Raw genomic sequence first — 15228 nt, forward strand, 5'->3', positions numbered from 1 at the left:
AGGCTTAGTTTAGGTTTTCGTCCCCCTTTTGCGTGTTTACCTTGATAAGCTGTTTTCAATACAGCTAACATCTCTTCAAAAGTGGTGCGCTGAACACCAACAAGACGCTTGAATCGTGCATCAGTTAGTTGTTTACTTGCTTCATAATTCATAGAACTACTATACCATGTTTTGTTTCGCAGGAAGTCTAATAAATAAAAACTCTTTAAAATTTTGTTGGGAAAATGGGAAAAGATATAAATGGAAACTTAGTATAACACTTGGAAAACTCTGTAAAAATAGTAAGTCAATTCATGCTTCGTTTTTTCTCTAGGGAAGTTGGGCGGCTATATTTCTATGACCATTTGTCGGAATAAACATCCCTGCCAAGAGTCAATAGAAATAAATTCAACGAAACTTTTGCTGTCAGATTTAGATGCCCAACTTGTCATTTATACTCTTTCATATAGGATTTTCTATAAGGATGGAAAAAAGAAGGGAAATTTGGTAAGATAGGAATATGGATTTTGAAAAAATTGAACAAGCTTATACCTATTTACTAGAGAATGTCCAAGTCATCCAAAATGATTTGACGACCAACTTTTATGACGCCTTGGTGGAGCAAAATAGCATCTATCTGGACGGTGAAACTGAGCTAAATCAGGTCAAAGACAACAATCAGGTTCTTAAACGCTTAGCGCTTCTCAAAGAAGAATGGCTCAAGACCTACCAGTTTCTCTTGATGAAGGCTGGGCAGACAGAGCCCCTGCAGGCTAATCACCAGTTTACGCCAGATGCTATTGCCTTGCTTTTGGTATTTATTGTGGAAGAGTTGTTTACAGAGGAAGAAATCACTATCCTCGAAATGGGTTCTGGCATGGGAATTCTGGGCGCTACTTTCTTGACCTCGCTTGATAAAAAGGTGGATTACTTGGGAATGGAAGTGGATGATTTGCTGATTGATTTGGCAGCTAGCATGGCAGACGTGATCGGATTGCAGGCTGGCTTTGTCCAAGGAGATGCCGTTCGTCCACAAATGCTCAAAGAAAGCGATGTGGTCATCAGCGACTTGCCGGTCGGCTATTATCCTGATGATGCCGTTGCGTCGCGTCATCAAGTTGCTTCTAGCCAAGAATATACTTACGCCCATCACTTGCTCATGGAACAAGGGCTTAAGTATCTCAAGTTAGACGGATACGCTATTTTTCTAGCTCCGAGTGATTTGTTGATCAGCCCTCAAAGTGATTTGTTAAAAGGGTGGCTGAAAGAAGAGGCGAGTCTGGTTGCTATGATTAGTCTGCCTGAAAATCTCTTTGCCAATGTCAACCAATCTAAGACTATTTTTATCTTACAGAAGAAAAATGAAATAGCAGTAGAGCCTTTTGTGTATCCACTTGCTAGCTTGCAAGATGCAAGCATTTTAATGAAATTCAAAGAAAATTTTCAAAATTGGAGCAAAGGTACTGAAATATAAAATAGATTTTGTTATAATAGTTGAAAACGCTTAAAAGAGGTAATTGATAATGACAAAAACAATCGCAATAAATGCAGGAAGTTCAAGTTTAAAATGGCAATTATACTTAATGCCAGAAGAAAAAGTATTGGCGAAAGGCTTGATTGAACGTATCGGTTTGAAAGATTCAATTTCAACTGTAAAATTTGATGGCCGTTCTGAACAACAAATTTTAGATATCGAAAATCACACACAAGCTGTTAAAATCTTATTGGATGACTTGATTCGTTTCGATATTATCAAGGCTTATGATGAGATTACAGGTGTTGGACACCGTGTTGTTGCGGGTGGAGAATATTTCAAAGAATCAACAGTTGTTGAGGGGGATGTTTTAGAAAAAGTTGAAGAGTTGAGCTTGTTGGCTCCTCTCCACAATCCAGCCAATGCAGCAGGTGTTCGTGCCTTCAAGGAATTGTTGCCAGACATTACCAGTGTAGTTGTTTTTGATACTTCCTTCCACGCAACTATGCCAGAGAAAGCTTATCGCTACCCTCTACCAACAAAATATTACACAGAAAACAAGGTTCGTAAATACGGTGCTCATGGTACAAGTCACCAGTTTGTAGCAGGAGAAGCTGCAAAACTCTTGGGACGTCCATTAGAAGACTTGAAGTTGATTACCTGTCATATTGGTAACGGAGGCTCAATTACAGCTGTGAAAGCCGGCAAATCTGTTGATACTTCTATGGGCTTCACTCCTCTGGGTGGTATTATGATGGGAACGCGTACAGGGGACATTGATCCAGCTATCATTCCTTATTTAATGCAATATACAGAGGATTTTAATACACCAGAAGATATCAGTAGTGTTCTTAATCGTGAATCGGGTCTTTTGGGAGTTTCTGCTAATTCTAGCGATATGCGTGACATAGAAGCTGCTGTAGCAGAAGGGAATCACGACGCTAGCTTGGCTTATGAAATGTATGTTGACCGTATTCAAAAACATATCGGTCAGTACCTTGCAGTACTAAACGGAGCAGATGCCATTGTTTTCACAGCAGGTGTTGGTGAAAATGCAGAAAATTTCCGTCATGATGTAATCTCAGGAATTTCGTGGTTTGGTTGTGATGTTGATGATGAAAAGAATATCTTTGGTGTGACAGGAGACATCTCAACAGATGCAGCGAAGATCCGTGTCTTGGTTATTCCAACAGATGAAGAATTAGTCATTGCCCGTGATGTTGAACGCTTGAAAAAATAAGTGAAACTAAAAAAATATTCAATACAAGGAGTTGGGAAAGTTATTTTTCCAGCTTCTTTTTTAAAACTTAACTAGCTTTGAAAGGTAGAAGTCATAGATAGCGGTGGATGATTTTAAGAAGCGTTATAGTGGATTGAGATATAGTACATTGAGTCAAGAATAGGATACATCGGTTTCTGAAATATTGTTAAAAATGAGGATGAATTTCTCAATCAATTTGTTCATATTCTATTTCAACATACTATAAAATGTGAATAAATTAATTAGCTGATTTCAATGCATTTCTAAAAATGTATTAGAAGTCGTATTGTGCTGTTGTAATTTAAATTTGCTATAAAAGTGATAAAAGATAACTTATTTCTAATTTTCGCTTAGAATGACAGGTGTCATCGATTAATATTTTATATTATGTCAATTTTTGATTGTATCCGCTTACAATTTATGCTATAATAGTACAGTAATAAGTTATAAGAGCTGTTGTATCGTTCTTGGTTTATAGTTATGGAGGTAACATCATGGGTACTATTATGGAATTTGCAACAGAAAAACAGATTGAATCATTTCTTTCAACTTGTCATATCGAGGGACAAAGGAATTTTCTGATGGCTTTTAAGAAAAAGACATGGCTGAAATCCTTTATTGATTTTTTCATTATAGGAGGAGTCTACTATGTTCAGTCGAGTGTGAAGCCAAAGATTATGTCATTCACATCTAAGGGGATTTACTTGATGGACATTAGTGATGTAACTGAAAATCGGCCTAATCAAGTCATTGAAATGTCCTGAAGTCAAGTTGAAGATTTTAGTTATAACACAGTCTTGAACACAGTTAGAATTAAATGGCACTATCAAAGTGAACAGTACATCTTTTCAGTAGATGTAGGTAATATCAGTCAACATTTAGGACAGTATCAATTTAACAAACAACATTATGACTATTTAGCACAACACGATTTCTTTCAGAAAGAGTGAATGAGATGAAAAAGATAATTACAAAATGTATTGTTATTGCTACGACTTTGCTTATTATGGTACCGAGTTTTATAGGGATTGCATACGCTAATGAAACAAAGGTTCCAAATACAACTGTAGAGTATATTGATGTTGCCGAAGTAGAGAAGGATTTGAAATTCTTGTTTACAGAAGCGACGAGTTATGAGAATGGCGTTCTTTATGTTAATAAAGAATTATTGACAGAACGCTATGGCACTTTAGCACCGTATATTGTAATGGGCATTGAACGTATTTATACAGAGCCTAATTTGGTTCAAAACTTGCAAGCCTCTTTACAAGATAGAGATTTTGTTTCATGTATGCGTGATGAGTTGATTGGTATGATTCCAGGTATGGAACTTGTTGATTTAATGAGAGGGGACATTATCAGTTATATTCAAGGTAAAATGTGGGGCAAAGCTGCCTCATATATAGCAATGGAACTTGCTAAATTTGGCATGAAGAGTAACGTTGCAGGAATCGTTGCACAATTAGGAATCTCTGCTGGAAAATGTGCTATTTGGGGTTAGTTATGCTTAAATACTTGTAATTAAGAATGTTAAAATGATAATTCTGTCTTTAATGAATGTGATAAAGTGGTTGGAAAATAAATTTTCTAACCATTTTGTCGTTTTTAGTGTTTACAGGGAAAATGACTTCAAATTTTTTAAGTTTTAAGTATAGACTGTTACGGGAACGGTAGACATTGTGACAATAAGAAAGAGAATGAAAGCACGACGAAAAGGATTAAAAAATAAACAAGAGAATATTGGTAGAATTGTCCAAAACCTTGCTATGATTGGCTTTTTTGAAAAATATGGTATAATAGTAGTAATTTAATAGATGGAGTTGAGTTTTGAAGAAAAACTTTCGTGTAAAAAGAGAGAAAGATTTTAAGGCGATTTTCAAGGAGGGGACAAGTTTTGCTAATCGTAAATTTGTTGTCTACCAACTAGAAAACCAGAAAAACCATTTTCGAGTAGGTCTATCAGTCAGCAAAAAACTGGGGAATGCCGTCACTAGAAATCAAATCAAGCGACGAATTAGACATATTATCCAGAATGTAAAAGGGAGTCTGGTAGAAGATGTCGACTTTGTTGTCATTGCTCGAAAAGGAGTCGAAACCTTGGGATACGCAGAGATGGAGAAAAATCTACTCCACGTATTAAAATTATCAAAGATTTACCAGGAAGGAAATGGGAGTGAAAAAGAAACTACAGTTGACTAGTTTGCTAGGACTGTCTCTATTTATCATGACAGCCTGTGCGACTAATGGGACAACTAGCGATATTACAGCCGAATCGGCTGATTTTTGGAGTAAATTTGTTTACTTCTTTGCGGAAATCATTCGCTTTTTATCGTTTGATATCAGTATCGGAGTGGGGATTATTCTCTTTACGGTCTTGATTCGTACAGTCCTCTTGCCAGTCTTTCAAGTGCAAATGGTGGCTTCTAGAAAAATGCAAGAAGCTCAACCACGCATTAAGGCGCTTCGAGAACAATATCCAGGTCGAGATATGGAGAGCAGAACCAAGCTAGAGCAAGAAATGCGTAAAGTCTTTAAAGAAATGGGTGTCAGACAGTCAGATTCTCTTTGGCCGATTTTGATTCAGATGCCGGTTATTTTGGCCTTGTTCCAAGCTCTATCAAGAGTTGACTTTTTGAAGACAGGTCATTTCTTATGGATTAACCTTGGTGGTATGGATACAACCCTTGTTCTCCCGATTTTAGCAGCAGTATTTACCTTTTTAAGTACTTGGTTGTCCAACAAAGCCTTGTCTGAGCGTAATGGCGCTACGACTGCGATGATGTATGGGATTCCAGTCTTGATTTTTATCTTTGCAGTTTATGCGCCAGGTGGAGTCGCCCTATACTGGACAGTGTCCAATGCTTACCAAGTCTTGCAAACCTATTTCTTGAACAATCCATTCAAGATTATCGCAGAGCGAGAGGCAGTAGTTCAGGCACAGAAAGATTTGGAAAATAGAAAAAGAAAAGCCAAGAAAAAGGCTCAGAAAACGAAATAATAAGGAGGAATCTGGTAATGGTAGTATTTACAGGTTCAACTGTTGAAGAAGCGATCCAGAAAGGATTGAAAGAATTAGATATTCCAAGGAAGAAGGCACATATTAAAGTCATTTCTAGGGAGAAAAAAGGCTTTCTTGGTTTATTTGGTAAAAAACCAGCCCAAGTGGACATTGAAGCGATTAGTGAAACGACTGTTGTCAAAGCAAACCAACAGGCAGTAAAAGGCGTTCCGAAAAAAATCAATGATTTGAACGAGCCTGTGAAGACGGTGAGTGAAGCAACTGTTGATTTGGGTCATGTTGTAGAGGCAATTAAAAAGATTGAAGAGGAAGGCCAAGGTATTTCTGATGAAGTCAAGGCTGAAATCTTAAAACATGAAAGACATGCCAGCACTATCTTGGAAGAAACTGGTCACATTGAGATTTTAAATGAACTTCAAATCGAGGAAGCGATGAGGGAAGAAGCGGGCGCTGATGACCTTGAAACTGAGCAAGACCAAACTGAAAATCAAGACTTGACAGAGATGGGCTTGAAAGTTGAACCGAGCTTTGATATTGTCCAGGTGGCTACGGATGTGACTGCCTATGTTCAAGCAATTGTGGATGACATGGATGTTGAAGCTACACTTTCAAATGATTATAACCGTCGTAGTATCAATTTGCAAATTGACACTAACGAACCAGGTCGTATTATCGGCTACCATGGTAAAGTCTTGAAGGCCTTGCAACTGTTGGCTCAAAATTATCTTTACAACCGCTATTCAAGAACTTTCTACATTACTATCAATGTCAATGATTATGTTGAACACCGTGCAGAAGTCTTGCAGACCTATGCGCAAAAATTGGCGACTCGTGTTTTAGAAGAAGGACGCAGTCATCAAACAGATCCAATGTCGAATAGTGAACGCAAGATTATCCACCGTATTATTTCACGTATGGATGGCGTGACCAGTTACTCTGAGGGTGATGAGCCAAATCGCTATGTCGTTGTAGATACAGAATAAGTAAAATCAGGCTTGACCTGATTTTTTGCTAGCTAGAGGAGATGAAACGGATGTTGAATAAGATAAGAGACTATTTAGATTTTGCTGGTTTGCAGTACCGTAATCCTGATAAAGCGGGAGCAGAACGAGAGAAGATGCTGGAATTCCGCCACAAAGGTCAAGAGGCACGAAAGGCTTTTACAGAACTGGCTAAAGTATTTCAAGCAAGCCATCCAGAATGGGAACTACAACAGACTAGCCAGTGGATGAATCAGGTGCAACGTTTACGACCACATTTTTGGGTTTATTTACAGAGAGACGGACAAGTGACAGAACCTATGATGGCCTTACGTTTGTATGGGATATCTACTGACTTTGGAATTTCTTTGGAAGTCAGTTTCATCGAACGTAAGAAGGATGAGCAAACTTTAGAGAAACAGGCCAAGATTTTAGACATTCCAACCGTTAAAGGAATTTATTATCTAGCCTACTCTGATGGCCAAAGTCAACGGTGGGAGGCGAACGAAGAAAATCGTCGCACTTTAGTCGAGAAGATAGGCAGCCAAGAAGTCCGTAAAGTTTTAGTGAAGGCAGACGTTCCTGTGACAGAAAATTCGTCTGAAGAAGAAATCGTAGAAGGCTTATTGAAGTCTTATTCTAAAATTCTTCCCTATTATCTAGCTACGAGAAAATAAGATAATTTGTAAAACATCATAAATCATACAGTCCAAGAGTGAACAGTCCGCTGTGTAATTCTTGGTCTTTTTGTTTGCGCTTTCGCATTATATAATAAACTTACAAAAACAATTCAAAAGGAGAACAATTATGGAAGTCGTTTCAAGTGTTCTAAATTGGTTTTCTAGCAATATTTTGCAGAATCCCGCATTTTTCGTAGGTTTATTGGTGTTGATAGGATACGCACTTTTGAAAAAACCTGCCCATGACGTTTTCTCAGGGTTTGTTAAAGCAACAGTAGGGTATATGTTGCTTAACGTGGGTGCTGGTGGTTTGGTTACAACCTTCCGTCCAATCTTAGCAGCCCTTAACTACAAATTCCAAATTGGTGCAGCGGTTATCGACCCTTACTTTGGACTTGCTGCAGCAAACAACAAAATTGCAGCAGAGTTTCCAGATTTTGTTGGAACTGCAACTACAGCTCTATTGATTGGTTTCGGAATAAATATCTTGCTCGTAGCTCTTCGAAAGATTACGAAGGTAAGAACCCTCTTTATTACTGGTCACATCATGGTACAACAAGCTGCAACAGTATCTCTTATGGTTCTATTCTTAGTACCACAATTGCGCAATGCTTACGGTACAGCAGCGATTGGTATCATCTGTGGACTTTACTGGGCAGTTAGTTCAAATATGACTGTTGAGGCAACTCAACGCTTGACTGGTGGTGGCGGATTTGCGATTGGTCACCAACAGCAATTTGCAATCTGGTTTGTAGATAAAGTAGCAGGACGCTTTGGTAAGAAAGAAGAAAGTTTAGACAATCTTAAATTACCTAAGTTCCTCTCAATCTTCCACGATACAGTTGTTGCATCTGCTACCTTGATGCTCGTATTCTTCGGAGTCATTCTTTTAATCTTGGATCCAGACATTATGTCTAATAAAGAAGTCATCACTTCAGGAACTCTATTCAATCCTGCTAAACAAGATTTCTTTATGTACATTATCCAAACAGCCTTTACCTTCTCAGTTTACCTGTTCGTTTTGATGCAAGGTGTCCGAATGTTCGTATCTGAGTTGACAAACGCCTTCCAAGGTATTTCAAACAAATTGTTGCCAGGTTCATTCCCAGCGGTTGACGTTGCAGCTTCTTATGGATTTGGTTCTCCAAATGCTGTCTTGTCAGGATTTACCTTTGGTTTGATTGGTCAATTGATTACAATTGTTTTGCTCATCGTCTTTAAAAATCCGATTCTTATTATTACAGGATTTGTACCAGTGTTCTTTGACAATGCAGCCATTGCGGTCTACGCTGATAAACGCGGCGGATGGAAAGCGGCTGTTATCCTTTCCTTTATATCAGGTGTCCTTCAAGTTGCTCTAGGAGCTCTTTGTGTGGCTCTTCTCGATTTGGCATCTTATGGTGGCTACCATGGAAATATCGACTTTGAATTCCCATGGCTTGGATTTGGATATATCTTCAAATACCTTGCTATTGTTGGTTATGTACTTGTGTGTCTCTTCTTGCTTGTTATTCCTCAACTTCAATTTGCCAAAGCAAAAGATAAAGAGAAATATTACAACGGTGAAGTTCAAGAAGAAGCTTAGTATCTAGAAAAGGAGAAATAAAATGGTTAAAGTATTAGCAGCGTGCGGAAATGGAATGGGTTCATCAATGGTTATCAAGATGAAGGTTGAAAATGCTCTCCGTAAGCTTAATCAAACAGATTTTACAGTCAATTCATGCAGTGTCGGTGAAGCTAAAGGTTTAGCAGTAGGATATGACATCGTAATCGCTTCCCTTCATTTGATTCAAGAATTGGAAGGGCGAACTAATGGGAAGTTAATTGGGCTTGATAACTTGATGGATGATAAAGAAATCACCGAAAAACTCAGTCAAGCACTACAGTAAAAGGTTGGAGGGGGCTGGACAGAAACTGAGAGTTATCGTTTCTGTCCTTCTCCCTCTTTAAATAAAGGAGGCAGATATGAATTTAAAACAAGCTTTAATTGACAATGACTCGATCCGACTAGGTTTAGAGGCTAAGGATTGGAAAGAAGCAGTCAAGGTAGCAGTAGATCCCTTGATTGAAAGTGGGGCAATTTTGCCAGAGTATTACGATGCTATCATTGAATCGACTGAAGAGTATGGGCCTTACTATATCTTGATGCCAGGTATGGCTATGCCCCACGCTAGACCTGAAGCTGGTGTGCAAAGTGATGCCTTTTCATTGATTACCTTACAAAATCCTGTTGTATTTTCAGATGGGAAAGAGGTATCTGTTTTGTTGGCACTAGCAGCAACAAGCTCAAAAATTCACACAAGTGTAGCCATTCCACAAATTATTGCCCTGTTTGAATTAGAAGATTCTATTGCACGTTTACAGGCTTGCCAGACTAAAGAAGATGTCTTGGCTATGATTGAAGAATCTAAGGATAGCCCTTATCTCGAAGGATTGGATTTGGAAAGTTAGAAAGAGGAATAAAGAAATGACAAAAAGAATACCTAATTTACAAGTTGCATTAGACCATTCAGACTTGCAAGGAGCGATTAAAGCAGCTGTTTCTGTTGGTCAGGAAGTAGATATTATCGAAGCTGGAACTGTTTGCTTGCTTCAAGTTGGAAGTGAACTGGCTGAAGTCTTGCGTAGCCTTTTCCCAGATAAGATTATTGTGGCAGACACAAAATGTGCTGATGCTGGTGGAACAGTTGCTAAAAATAATGCGGTTCGTGGAGCAGACTGGATGACTTGTATCTGTTGTGCAACCATCCCTACTATGGAAGCAGCTCTAAAGGCTATCAAGACTGAACGAGGGGAACGAGGCGAAATCCAGATCGAGCTTTATGGCGATTGGACTTTTGAACAAGCTCAGCTTTGGCTAGATGCAGGTATCTCACAAGCTATCTATCACCAATCTCGTGATGCCCTTCTTGCTGGTGAAACTTGGGGTGAAAAAGACCTTAATAAGGTTAAAAAACTCATTGACATGGGCTTCCGAGTTTCTGTAACCGGTGGTCTAGATGTAGATACTCTCAAACTCTTTGAAGGCGTTGATGTCTTTACCTTTATCGCAGGTCGTGGAATTACGGAGGCTGCGGATCCAGCAGGAGCAGCGCGTGCCTTCAAGGATGAAATCAAACGAATTTGGGGGTAAACCATGGCACGTCCGATTGGAATTTATGAGAAGGCAACCCCGACACACTTTACTTGGCTAGAACGTTTAAATTTTGCCAAGGAGTTAGGCTTTGATTTTGTCGAGATGTCTATTGATGAACGTGACGAGCGTTTAGTAAGACTTGACTGGAGCAAGGAAGAGCGCTTGGAAGTTGTCAAAGCGATTTATGAAACTGGTGTTCGTATTCCTTCTATCTGTTTTTCAGGCCATCGTCGCTACCCATTGGGATCAAAAGATCCAGTTCTAGAGGAAAAATCTCTAGAACTCATGAAAAAATGTATCGAATTAGCTCAAGACTTGGGAGTTCGTACGATTCAATTAGCTGGTTACGATGTTTACTATGAGGAAAAGTCACCCCAGACACGCCAACGTTTTATCAAAAATTTGAGAAAAGCCTGTGACTGGGCTGAAGAAGCTCAGGTGGTACTTGCTATTGAAATTATGGATGATCCTTTCATCAATAGCATCGAAAAATATTTGGCTATAGAAAAAGAGATTGACTCTCCCTTCCTCTTTGTATATCCAGATATTGGTAATGTGTCTGCATGGCATAATGATATCTATAGTGAGTTTTATCTTGGTCATCATGCCATCGCAGCTCTCCATCTCAAGGATACTTATGCAGTGACAGAAAGTTCAAAGGGCCAGTTCCGAGATGTACCTTTCGGGCAAGGTTGTGTCAAATGGGAAGAAGCTTTCGATATTTTAAAGGAAACCAATTATAATGGACCTTTCCTAATCGAAATGTGGTCTGAAAATTGTGAAACAGTAGAAGAAACACGCGCAGCCATTCAAGAGGCGCAAGCTTTTCTCTATCCACTCATTAAGAAAGCAGGTTTGATGTAAGATGAATCAAGTAATCAATGCTATGCGTAAACGAGTCTGTGATGCCAATCAATCATTGCCAAAACATGGACTTGTCAAATTTACCTGGGGGAATGTATCGGAAGTCAATCGCGAACTCGGTGTCATTGTTATCAAACCATCAGGCGTGGATTATGACGAATTGACACCTGAAAACATGGTAGTGACTGATCTAGATGGTAAGATCCTAGAAGGGGATTTAAGACCATCTTCCGACCTCCCAACTCATGTGCAATTATATAAGGCTTGGTCAGAAATTGGTAGTGTGGTTCACACCCATTCGACAGAAGCTGTTGGTTGGGCTCAGGCAGGTCGTGATATTCCTTTCTACGGAACAACCCATGCAGATTATTTCTACGGTTCAATCCCTTGCGCCCGTAGTTTGACCAAGGACGAAGTAGAAGTGGCCTATGAAAAAGATACTGGCCTGGTTATCGTAGAAGAGTTTGAACATCGCGGACTTAACCCGGTTGAAGTACCAGGAATTGTTGTACGCAATCACGGTCCATTCACCTGGGGCAAAAATCCAGAGAATGCTGTTTATCACTCTGTCGTACTAGAGGAAGTATCAAAGATGAATCGCTTTACAGAACAAATCAATCCAAGAGTTGGACCTGCTCCCCAGTACATACTAGAAAAACACTACCAACGTAAACATGGACCAAATGCTTATTATGGTCAAAAGTAAGAACGATGAAGGAGGAGAAAAAGATAAATTTAGCTCCTCTTTTTACATTTGATTTTTATTGAGAGTAAAGTTGGAGTTGAAGTAATTTTGAAAGATTTTTTAGAAATAGCGCTTGATATATATGGTAAAATAAAAAGAATTGCTGTGATATCAATAGATTTGGGGGATTTTTTAATATGGTACTGGATAAGGCAAGTTGTGATTTGCTTCAATATTTGATGGATCAAGAAACGTCCAAAACGATTATGGCGATTTCGAAAGATTTGAAAGAGTCAAGAAGGAAAATTTATTATCACATTGACAAAATCAATGCTGCTCTGGTTGACGAGGCGCTTCACATCATTAGTATTCCACGAATTGGTATTCACTTAACGGAAGAGCAGAGAGATGCTTGTTGTAAACTATTATCGGAAGTAGATTCGTACGATTATATCATGAGTGCGCATGAACGTATGATGATAATGTTACTATGGATAGGTATTTCTAAAGAACGTATTACGATTGAAAAATTGATAGAGTTAACAGAGGTATCTAGGAATACTGTTCTCAATGATTTGAATAGTATTCGTTATCAACTAACTTTGGAACAATATCAGGTGATCTTGCAAGTGAGCAAGTCACAGGGATACCACCTTCATGCCCACCCTCTTAATAAAATTCAGTATCTTCAATCGCTTCTATATCATATTTTTATGGAAGAAAATGCCACTTTTGTATCTATTTTAGAAGATAAGATGAAAGAGAGGTTAGATGATTAGTGTTTGCTTTCTGTTGAAATGAACCAATTTTTTAAGGAACAGGTTCCTTTAGTTGAACAAGATTTAGGGAAGAAAATAAACCATCATGAAATAACTTTTATGTTGCAGGTTCTACCTTATTTGCTGTTAAGCTGTCATAATGTTGAACAGTATCAAGAAAGACATCAGGATATAGAGAAAGAATTTTCTTTGATAAGAAAAAGAATAGAGTATCAGGTGTCTAAGAAGCTAGGAGAACGGTTGTTTCAAAAGTTTGAAATTTCTTTGTCAGGACTTGAAGTTTCTCTTGTAGCTGTTCTCCTCCTCTCCTATCGTAAAGATTTGGATATTCATGCAGAAAGTGATGATTTTCGGCAATTAAAACTTGCTTTAGAAGAATTTATCTGGTATTTTGAATCACAAATCCGAATGGAGATTGAGAACAAGGATGATTTGTTACGAAATTTGATGATCCACTGTAAAGCCTTGTTATTTAGAAAGACTTACGGTATTTTTTCTAAAAATCCTCTAACAAAACAAATTCGATCCAAGTATGGAGAATTATTTTTAGTCACTAGAAAATCTGCGGAAATTTTAGAAGGAGCATGGTTTATTCGGCTAACAGACGATGATATTGCCTATTTGACGATTCATATTGGAGGATTTTTAAAGTATACACCATCGTCTCAAAAAAATATGAAAAAAGTTTATCTTGTTTGTGATGAAGGTGTTGCGGTTTCGAGACTTTTGCTGAAACAATGCAAACTTTATTTTCCAAATGAGCAAATTGACACTGTATTTACAACAGAACAATTTAAGAGTGTGGAAGATATTGCACAAGTTGATGTAGTGATTACTACTAATGATGATTTGGATAGCAGATTTCCGATTTTAAGGGTTAATCCTATCCTTGAAGCAGAAGATATTTTGAGAATGCTAGACTATCTTAAACACAATATATTTGGTAATGAGGGCAAAAGTTTCAGTGAAAATCTTTCTAGTCTTATTTCGTCTTATATTGCAGACAGCAAGTTGGCTAGTAAGTTCCAAGAAGAGGTTCAAACACTTATAAATCAAGAAATAGTAGTTCAAGCTTTTTTGGAAGATATTTGAAGGACAGTCCAATGATGAACACAAACCTGTGTTTTTCTTGGTCTTTTTTAGTGTTTTGAAGGGTGGTATACTAATCTCAAAGATAACAATTATATCCAAAGGAGGCGACATATGCCAAACGTCAAAGAAATTACAAGAGAGTCATGGATTTTAGCCACTTTCCCAGAGTGGGGAACATGGTTGAACGAAGAAATCGAAGAAGAAGTCGTACCTGAAGGCAACTTTGCCATGTGGTGGCTAGGCAACTGTGGTACTTGGATTAAGACACCAGCTGGTGCTAACGTTGTCATGGACCTTTGGTCAAACCGTGGAAAATCAACCAAAAAAGTGAAAGATATGGTTCGTGGGCACCAAATGGCAAATATGGCAGGTGTTCGTAAGTTGCAACCAAACTTGCGTGTTCAGCCAATGGTTATCGATCCATTTGCTATCAACGAACTAGACTATTACTTAGTTTCACACTTCCACAGTGATCATATCGACCCATACACAGCTGCAGCAATTCTCAACAATCCTAAGTTAGAGCATGTTAAGTTTATCGGTCCTTACCACTGTGGACGAATCTGGGAAGGATGGGGGGTTCCAAAAGAACGTATCATCGTTGTGAAGCCAGGTGACACTATCGAATTAAAAGATATGAAGATTCATGCAGTAGAATCATTTGACCGTACTTGCTTGGTAACTCTCCCAGTGAACGGTGCTGATGAGACAGGCGGTGAACTTGCTGGCTTGGCTGTTACAGATGAAGAAATGGCTCAAAAGGCTGTTAACTATATCTTTGAAACACCAGGTGGAACCATCTATCATGGTGCAGATTCTCACTTCTCAAACTATTTTGCAAAACATGGTAAAGACTTTAAAATTGATGTTGCTTTGAATAACTATGGTGAAAATCCGGTAGGTATCCAAGACAAAATGACATCTATCGACCTTCTTCGTATGGCAGAAAATCTGCGTACCAAAGTCATTATCCCAGTTCACTATGATATCTGGTCTAACTTCATGGCTTCTACTAATGAGATTCTAGAACTTTGGAAAATGCGAAAAGATCGCTTGCAATACGATTTCCATCCATTTATCTGGGAAGTTGGCGGTAAGTATACTTATCCTCAAGATCAACACTTAGTAGAATACCATCATCCACGTGGTTTTGACGATTGTTTTGAACAAGACTCTAACATTCAATTTAAAGCTTTGCTATAATATAAAAATATTCTTTGGAGGTTATCCGTATGTTGCATGATACGGATAATTTTCATATAATAGTAGAATAGAATGT

Annotated in this window: 14 protein-coding genes and 3 pseudogenes; 16 read left to right on the forward strand and 1 reads right to left on the reverse strand. The window is 38.4% G+C overall.

Annotated features, from left to right (window positions below):
* Positions 1–152 (reverse strand): annotated as a pseudogene (locus tag HT669_RS04505) (IS5/IS1182 family transposase); the annotation flags it as partial.
* Between the two features lie 347 nt (positions 153–499).
* On the opposite strand from HT669_RS04505, the gene HT669_RS04510 reads away from it, so the two are divergent.
* The 16 genes and pseudogenes from HT669_RS04510 (at position 500) to ulaG (ending at position 15152) form a co-directional block, all read left to right on the forward strand.
* Positions 500–1453 (forward strand): class I SAM-dependent methyltransferase, encoded by a 954-nt coding sequence (locus HT669_RS04510; protein WP_023939886.1) that lies wholly within the window; start codon positions 500–502, stop codon positions 1451–1453.
* 49 nt (positions 1454–1502) lie between these two features.
* Positions 1503–2693 carry an acetate kinase gene (locus tag HT669_RS04515; protein ID WP_023937040.1) on the forward strand — a complete coding sequence of 397 codons (1191 nt, stop codon included), beginning with the start codon at positions 1503–1505 and terminating at the stop codon, positions 2691–2693.
* Positions 2694–3208: 515 nt separating this feature from the next.
* A pseudogene (locus HT669_RS11505) lies at positions 3209–3664 on the forward strand (hypothetical protein).
* Between the two features lie 5 nt (positions 3665–3669).
* Positions 3670–4215: a hypothetical protein gene (locus HT669_RS04525; RefSeq protein WP_050223352.1), complete on the forward strand. Its 546-nt coding sequence runs from the start codon at positions 3670–3672 to the stop codon at positions 4213–4215.
* 326 nt (positions 4216–4541) lie between these two features.
* Positions 4542–4913: a ribonuclease P protein component gene (gene rnpA / locus HT669_RS04530; protein WP_023939883.1), complete on the forward strand. Its 372-nt coding sequence runs from the start codon at positions 4542–4544 to the stop codon at positions 4911–4913.
* Positions 4888–5712, forward strand: coding sequence for a membrane protein insertase YidC (locus HT669_RS04535; protein ID WP_207759465.1), 825 nt, complete (start codon positions 4888–4890; stop codon positions 5710–5712). The genes rnpA and HT669_RS04535 overlap by 26 nt, the downstream gene beginning before the upstream one ends.
* 17 nt (positions 5713–5729) lie before the next feature.
* Complete coding sequence (jag, locus tag HT669_RS04540; protein WP_172933644.1) at positions 5730–6716, forward strand: RNA-binding cell elongation regulator Jag/EloR; 987 nt, start codon at positions 5730–5732, stop codon at positions 6714–6716.
* A 50-nt stretch (positions 6717–6766) separates the two neighbouring features.
* The gene (locus HT669_RS04545; RefSeq protein WP_023939878.1) at positions 6767–7390 is read left to right on the forward strand and encodes a hypothetical protein; all 624 of its coding nucleotides are present in this window, start codon (positions 6767–6769) and stop codon (positions 7388–7390) included.
* A gap of 130 nt (positions 7391–7520) precedes the next feature.
* Positions 7521–8978 carry a PTS ascorbate transporter subunit IIC gene (locus HT669_RS04550; protein WP_023939877.1) on the forward strand — a complete coding sequence of 486 codons (1458 nt, stop codon included), beginning with the start codon at positions 7521–7523 and terminating at the stop codon, positions 8976–8978.
* Between the two features lie 22 nt (positions 8979–9000).
* Complete coding sequence (locus HT669_RS04555) at positions 9001–9282, forward strand: PTS sugar transporter subunit IIB (protein ID WP_000241469.1); 282 nt, start codon at positions 9001–9003, stop codon at positions 9280–9282.
* A gap of 76 nt (positions 9283–9358) precedes the next feature.
* Positions 9359–9844: a PTS sugar transporter subunit IIA gene (locus HT669_RS04560; RefSeq protein WP_023939875.1), complete on the forward strand. Its 486-nt coding sequence runs from the start codon at positions 9359–9361 to the stop codon at positions 9842–9844.
* A 16-nt stretch (positions 9845–9860) separates the two neighbouring features.
* On the forward strand, positions 9861–10526 hold the full coding sequence (locus HT669_RS04565; RefSeq protein WP_000166727.1) for a 3-keto-L-gulonate-6-phosphate decarboxylase UlaD: 666 nt from the start codon (positions 9861–9863) through the stop codon (positions 10524–10526).
* A 3-nt stretch (positions 10527–10529) separates the two neighbouring features.
* On the forward strand, positions 10530–11393 hold the full coding sequence (locus tag HT669_RS04570; RefSeq protein WP_023939873.1) for an L-ribulose-5-phosphate 3-epimerase: 864 nt from the start codon (positions 10530–10532) through the stop codon (positions 11391–11393).
* Between the two features lies 1 nt (position 11394).
* Positions 11395–12099 carry an L-ribulose-5-phosphate 4-epimerase gene (locus HT669_RS04575; protein ID WP_001077556.1) on the forward strand — a complete coding sequence of 235 codons (705 nt, stop codon included), beginning with the start codon at positions 11395–11397 and terminating at the stop codon, positions 12097–12099.
* Positions 12100–12275: 176 nt separating this feature from the next.
* Positions 12276–13949, forward strand: a pseudogene (locus tag HT669_RS04580) (transcription antiterminator).
* A gap of 111 nt (positions 13950–14060) precedes the next feature.
* Complete coding sequence (gene ulaG, locus HT669_RS04585) at positions 14061–15152, forward strand: L-ascorbate 6-phosphate lactonase (protein ID WP_001134220.1); 1092 nt, start codon at positions 14061–14063, stop codon at positions 15150–15152.
* Positions 15153–15228: the final 76 nt, after the last annotated feature.

Origin of the sequence: Streptococcus sp. 2100, assembly GCF_013276335.1 — a bacterium.
Lineage (GTDB): Bacteria > Bacillota > Bacilli > Lactobacillales > Streptococcaceae > Streptococcus > Streptococcus pseudopneumoniae.

Coding starts and splice junctions, on each gene's coding strand:
- jag (WP_172933644.1), top strand. CDS start 5,730: ATGGTAGTATTTACAGGTTCAACTGTTGAAGAAGCGATCCAGAAAGGA.
- HT669_RS04560 (WP_023939875.1), top strand. CDS start 9,359: ATGAATTTAAAACAAGCTTTAATTGACAATGACTCGATCCGACTAGGT.
- HT669_RS04545 (WP_023939878.1), top strand. CDS start 6,767: ATGTTGAATAAGATAAGAGACTATTTAGATTTTGCTGGTTTGCAGTAC.
- HT669_RS04550 (WP_023939877.1), top strand. CDS start 7,521: ATGGAAGTCGTTTCAAGTGTTCTAAATTGGTTTTCTAGCAATATTTTG.
- HT669_RS04510 (WP_023939886.1), top strand. CDS start 500: ATGGATTTTGAAAAAATTGAACAAGCTTATACCTATTTACTAGAGAAT.
- HT669_RS04565 (WP_000166727.1), top strand. CDS start 9,861: ATGACAAAAAGAATACCTAATTTACAAGTTGCATTAGACCATTCAGAC.
- HT669_RS04555 (WP_000241469.1), top strand. CDS start 9,001: ATGGTTAAAGTATTAGCAGCGTGCGGAAATGGAATGGGTTCATCAATG.
- HT669_RS04570 (WP_023939873.1), top strand. CDS start 10,530: ATGGCACGTCCGATTGGAATTTATGAGAAGGCAACCCCGACACACTTT.
- HT669_RS04515 (WP_023937040.1), top strand. CDS start 1,503: ATGACAAAAACAATCGCAATAAATGCAGGAAGTTCAAGTTTAAAATGG.
- HT669_RS04575 (WP_001077556.1), top strand. CDS start 11,395: ATGAATCAAGTAATCAATGCTATGCGTAAACGAGTCTGTGATGCCAAT.
- HT669_RS04525 (WP_050223352.1), top strand. CDS start 3,670: ATGAAAAAGATAATTACAAAATGTATTGTTATTGCTACGACTTTGCTT.
- ulaG (WP_001134220.1), top strand. CDS start 14,061: ATGCCAAACGTCAAAGAAATTACAAGAGAGTCATGGATTTTAGCCACT.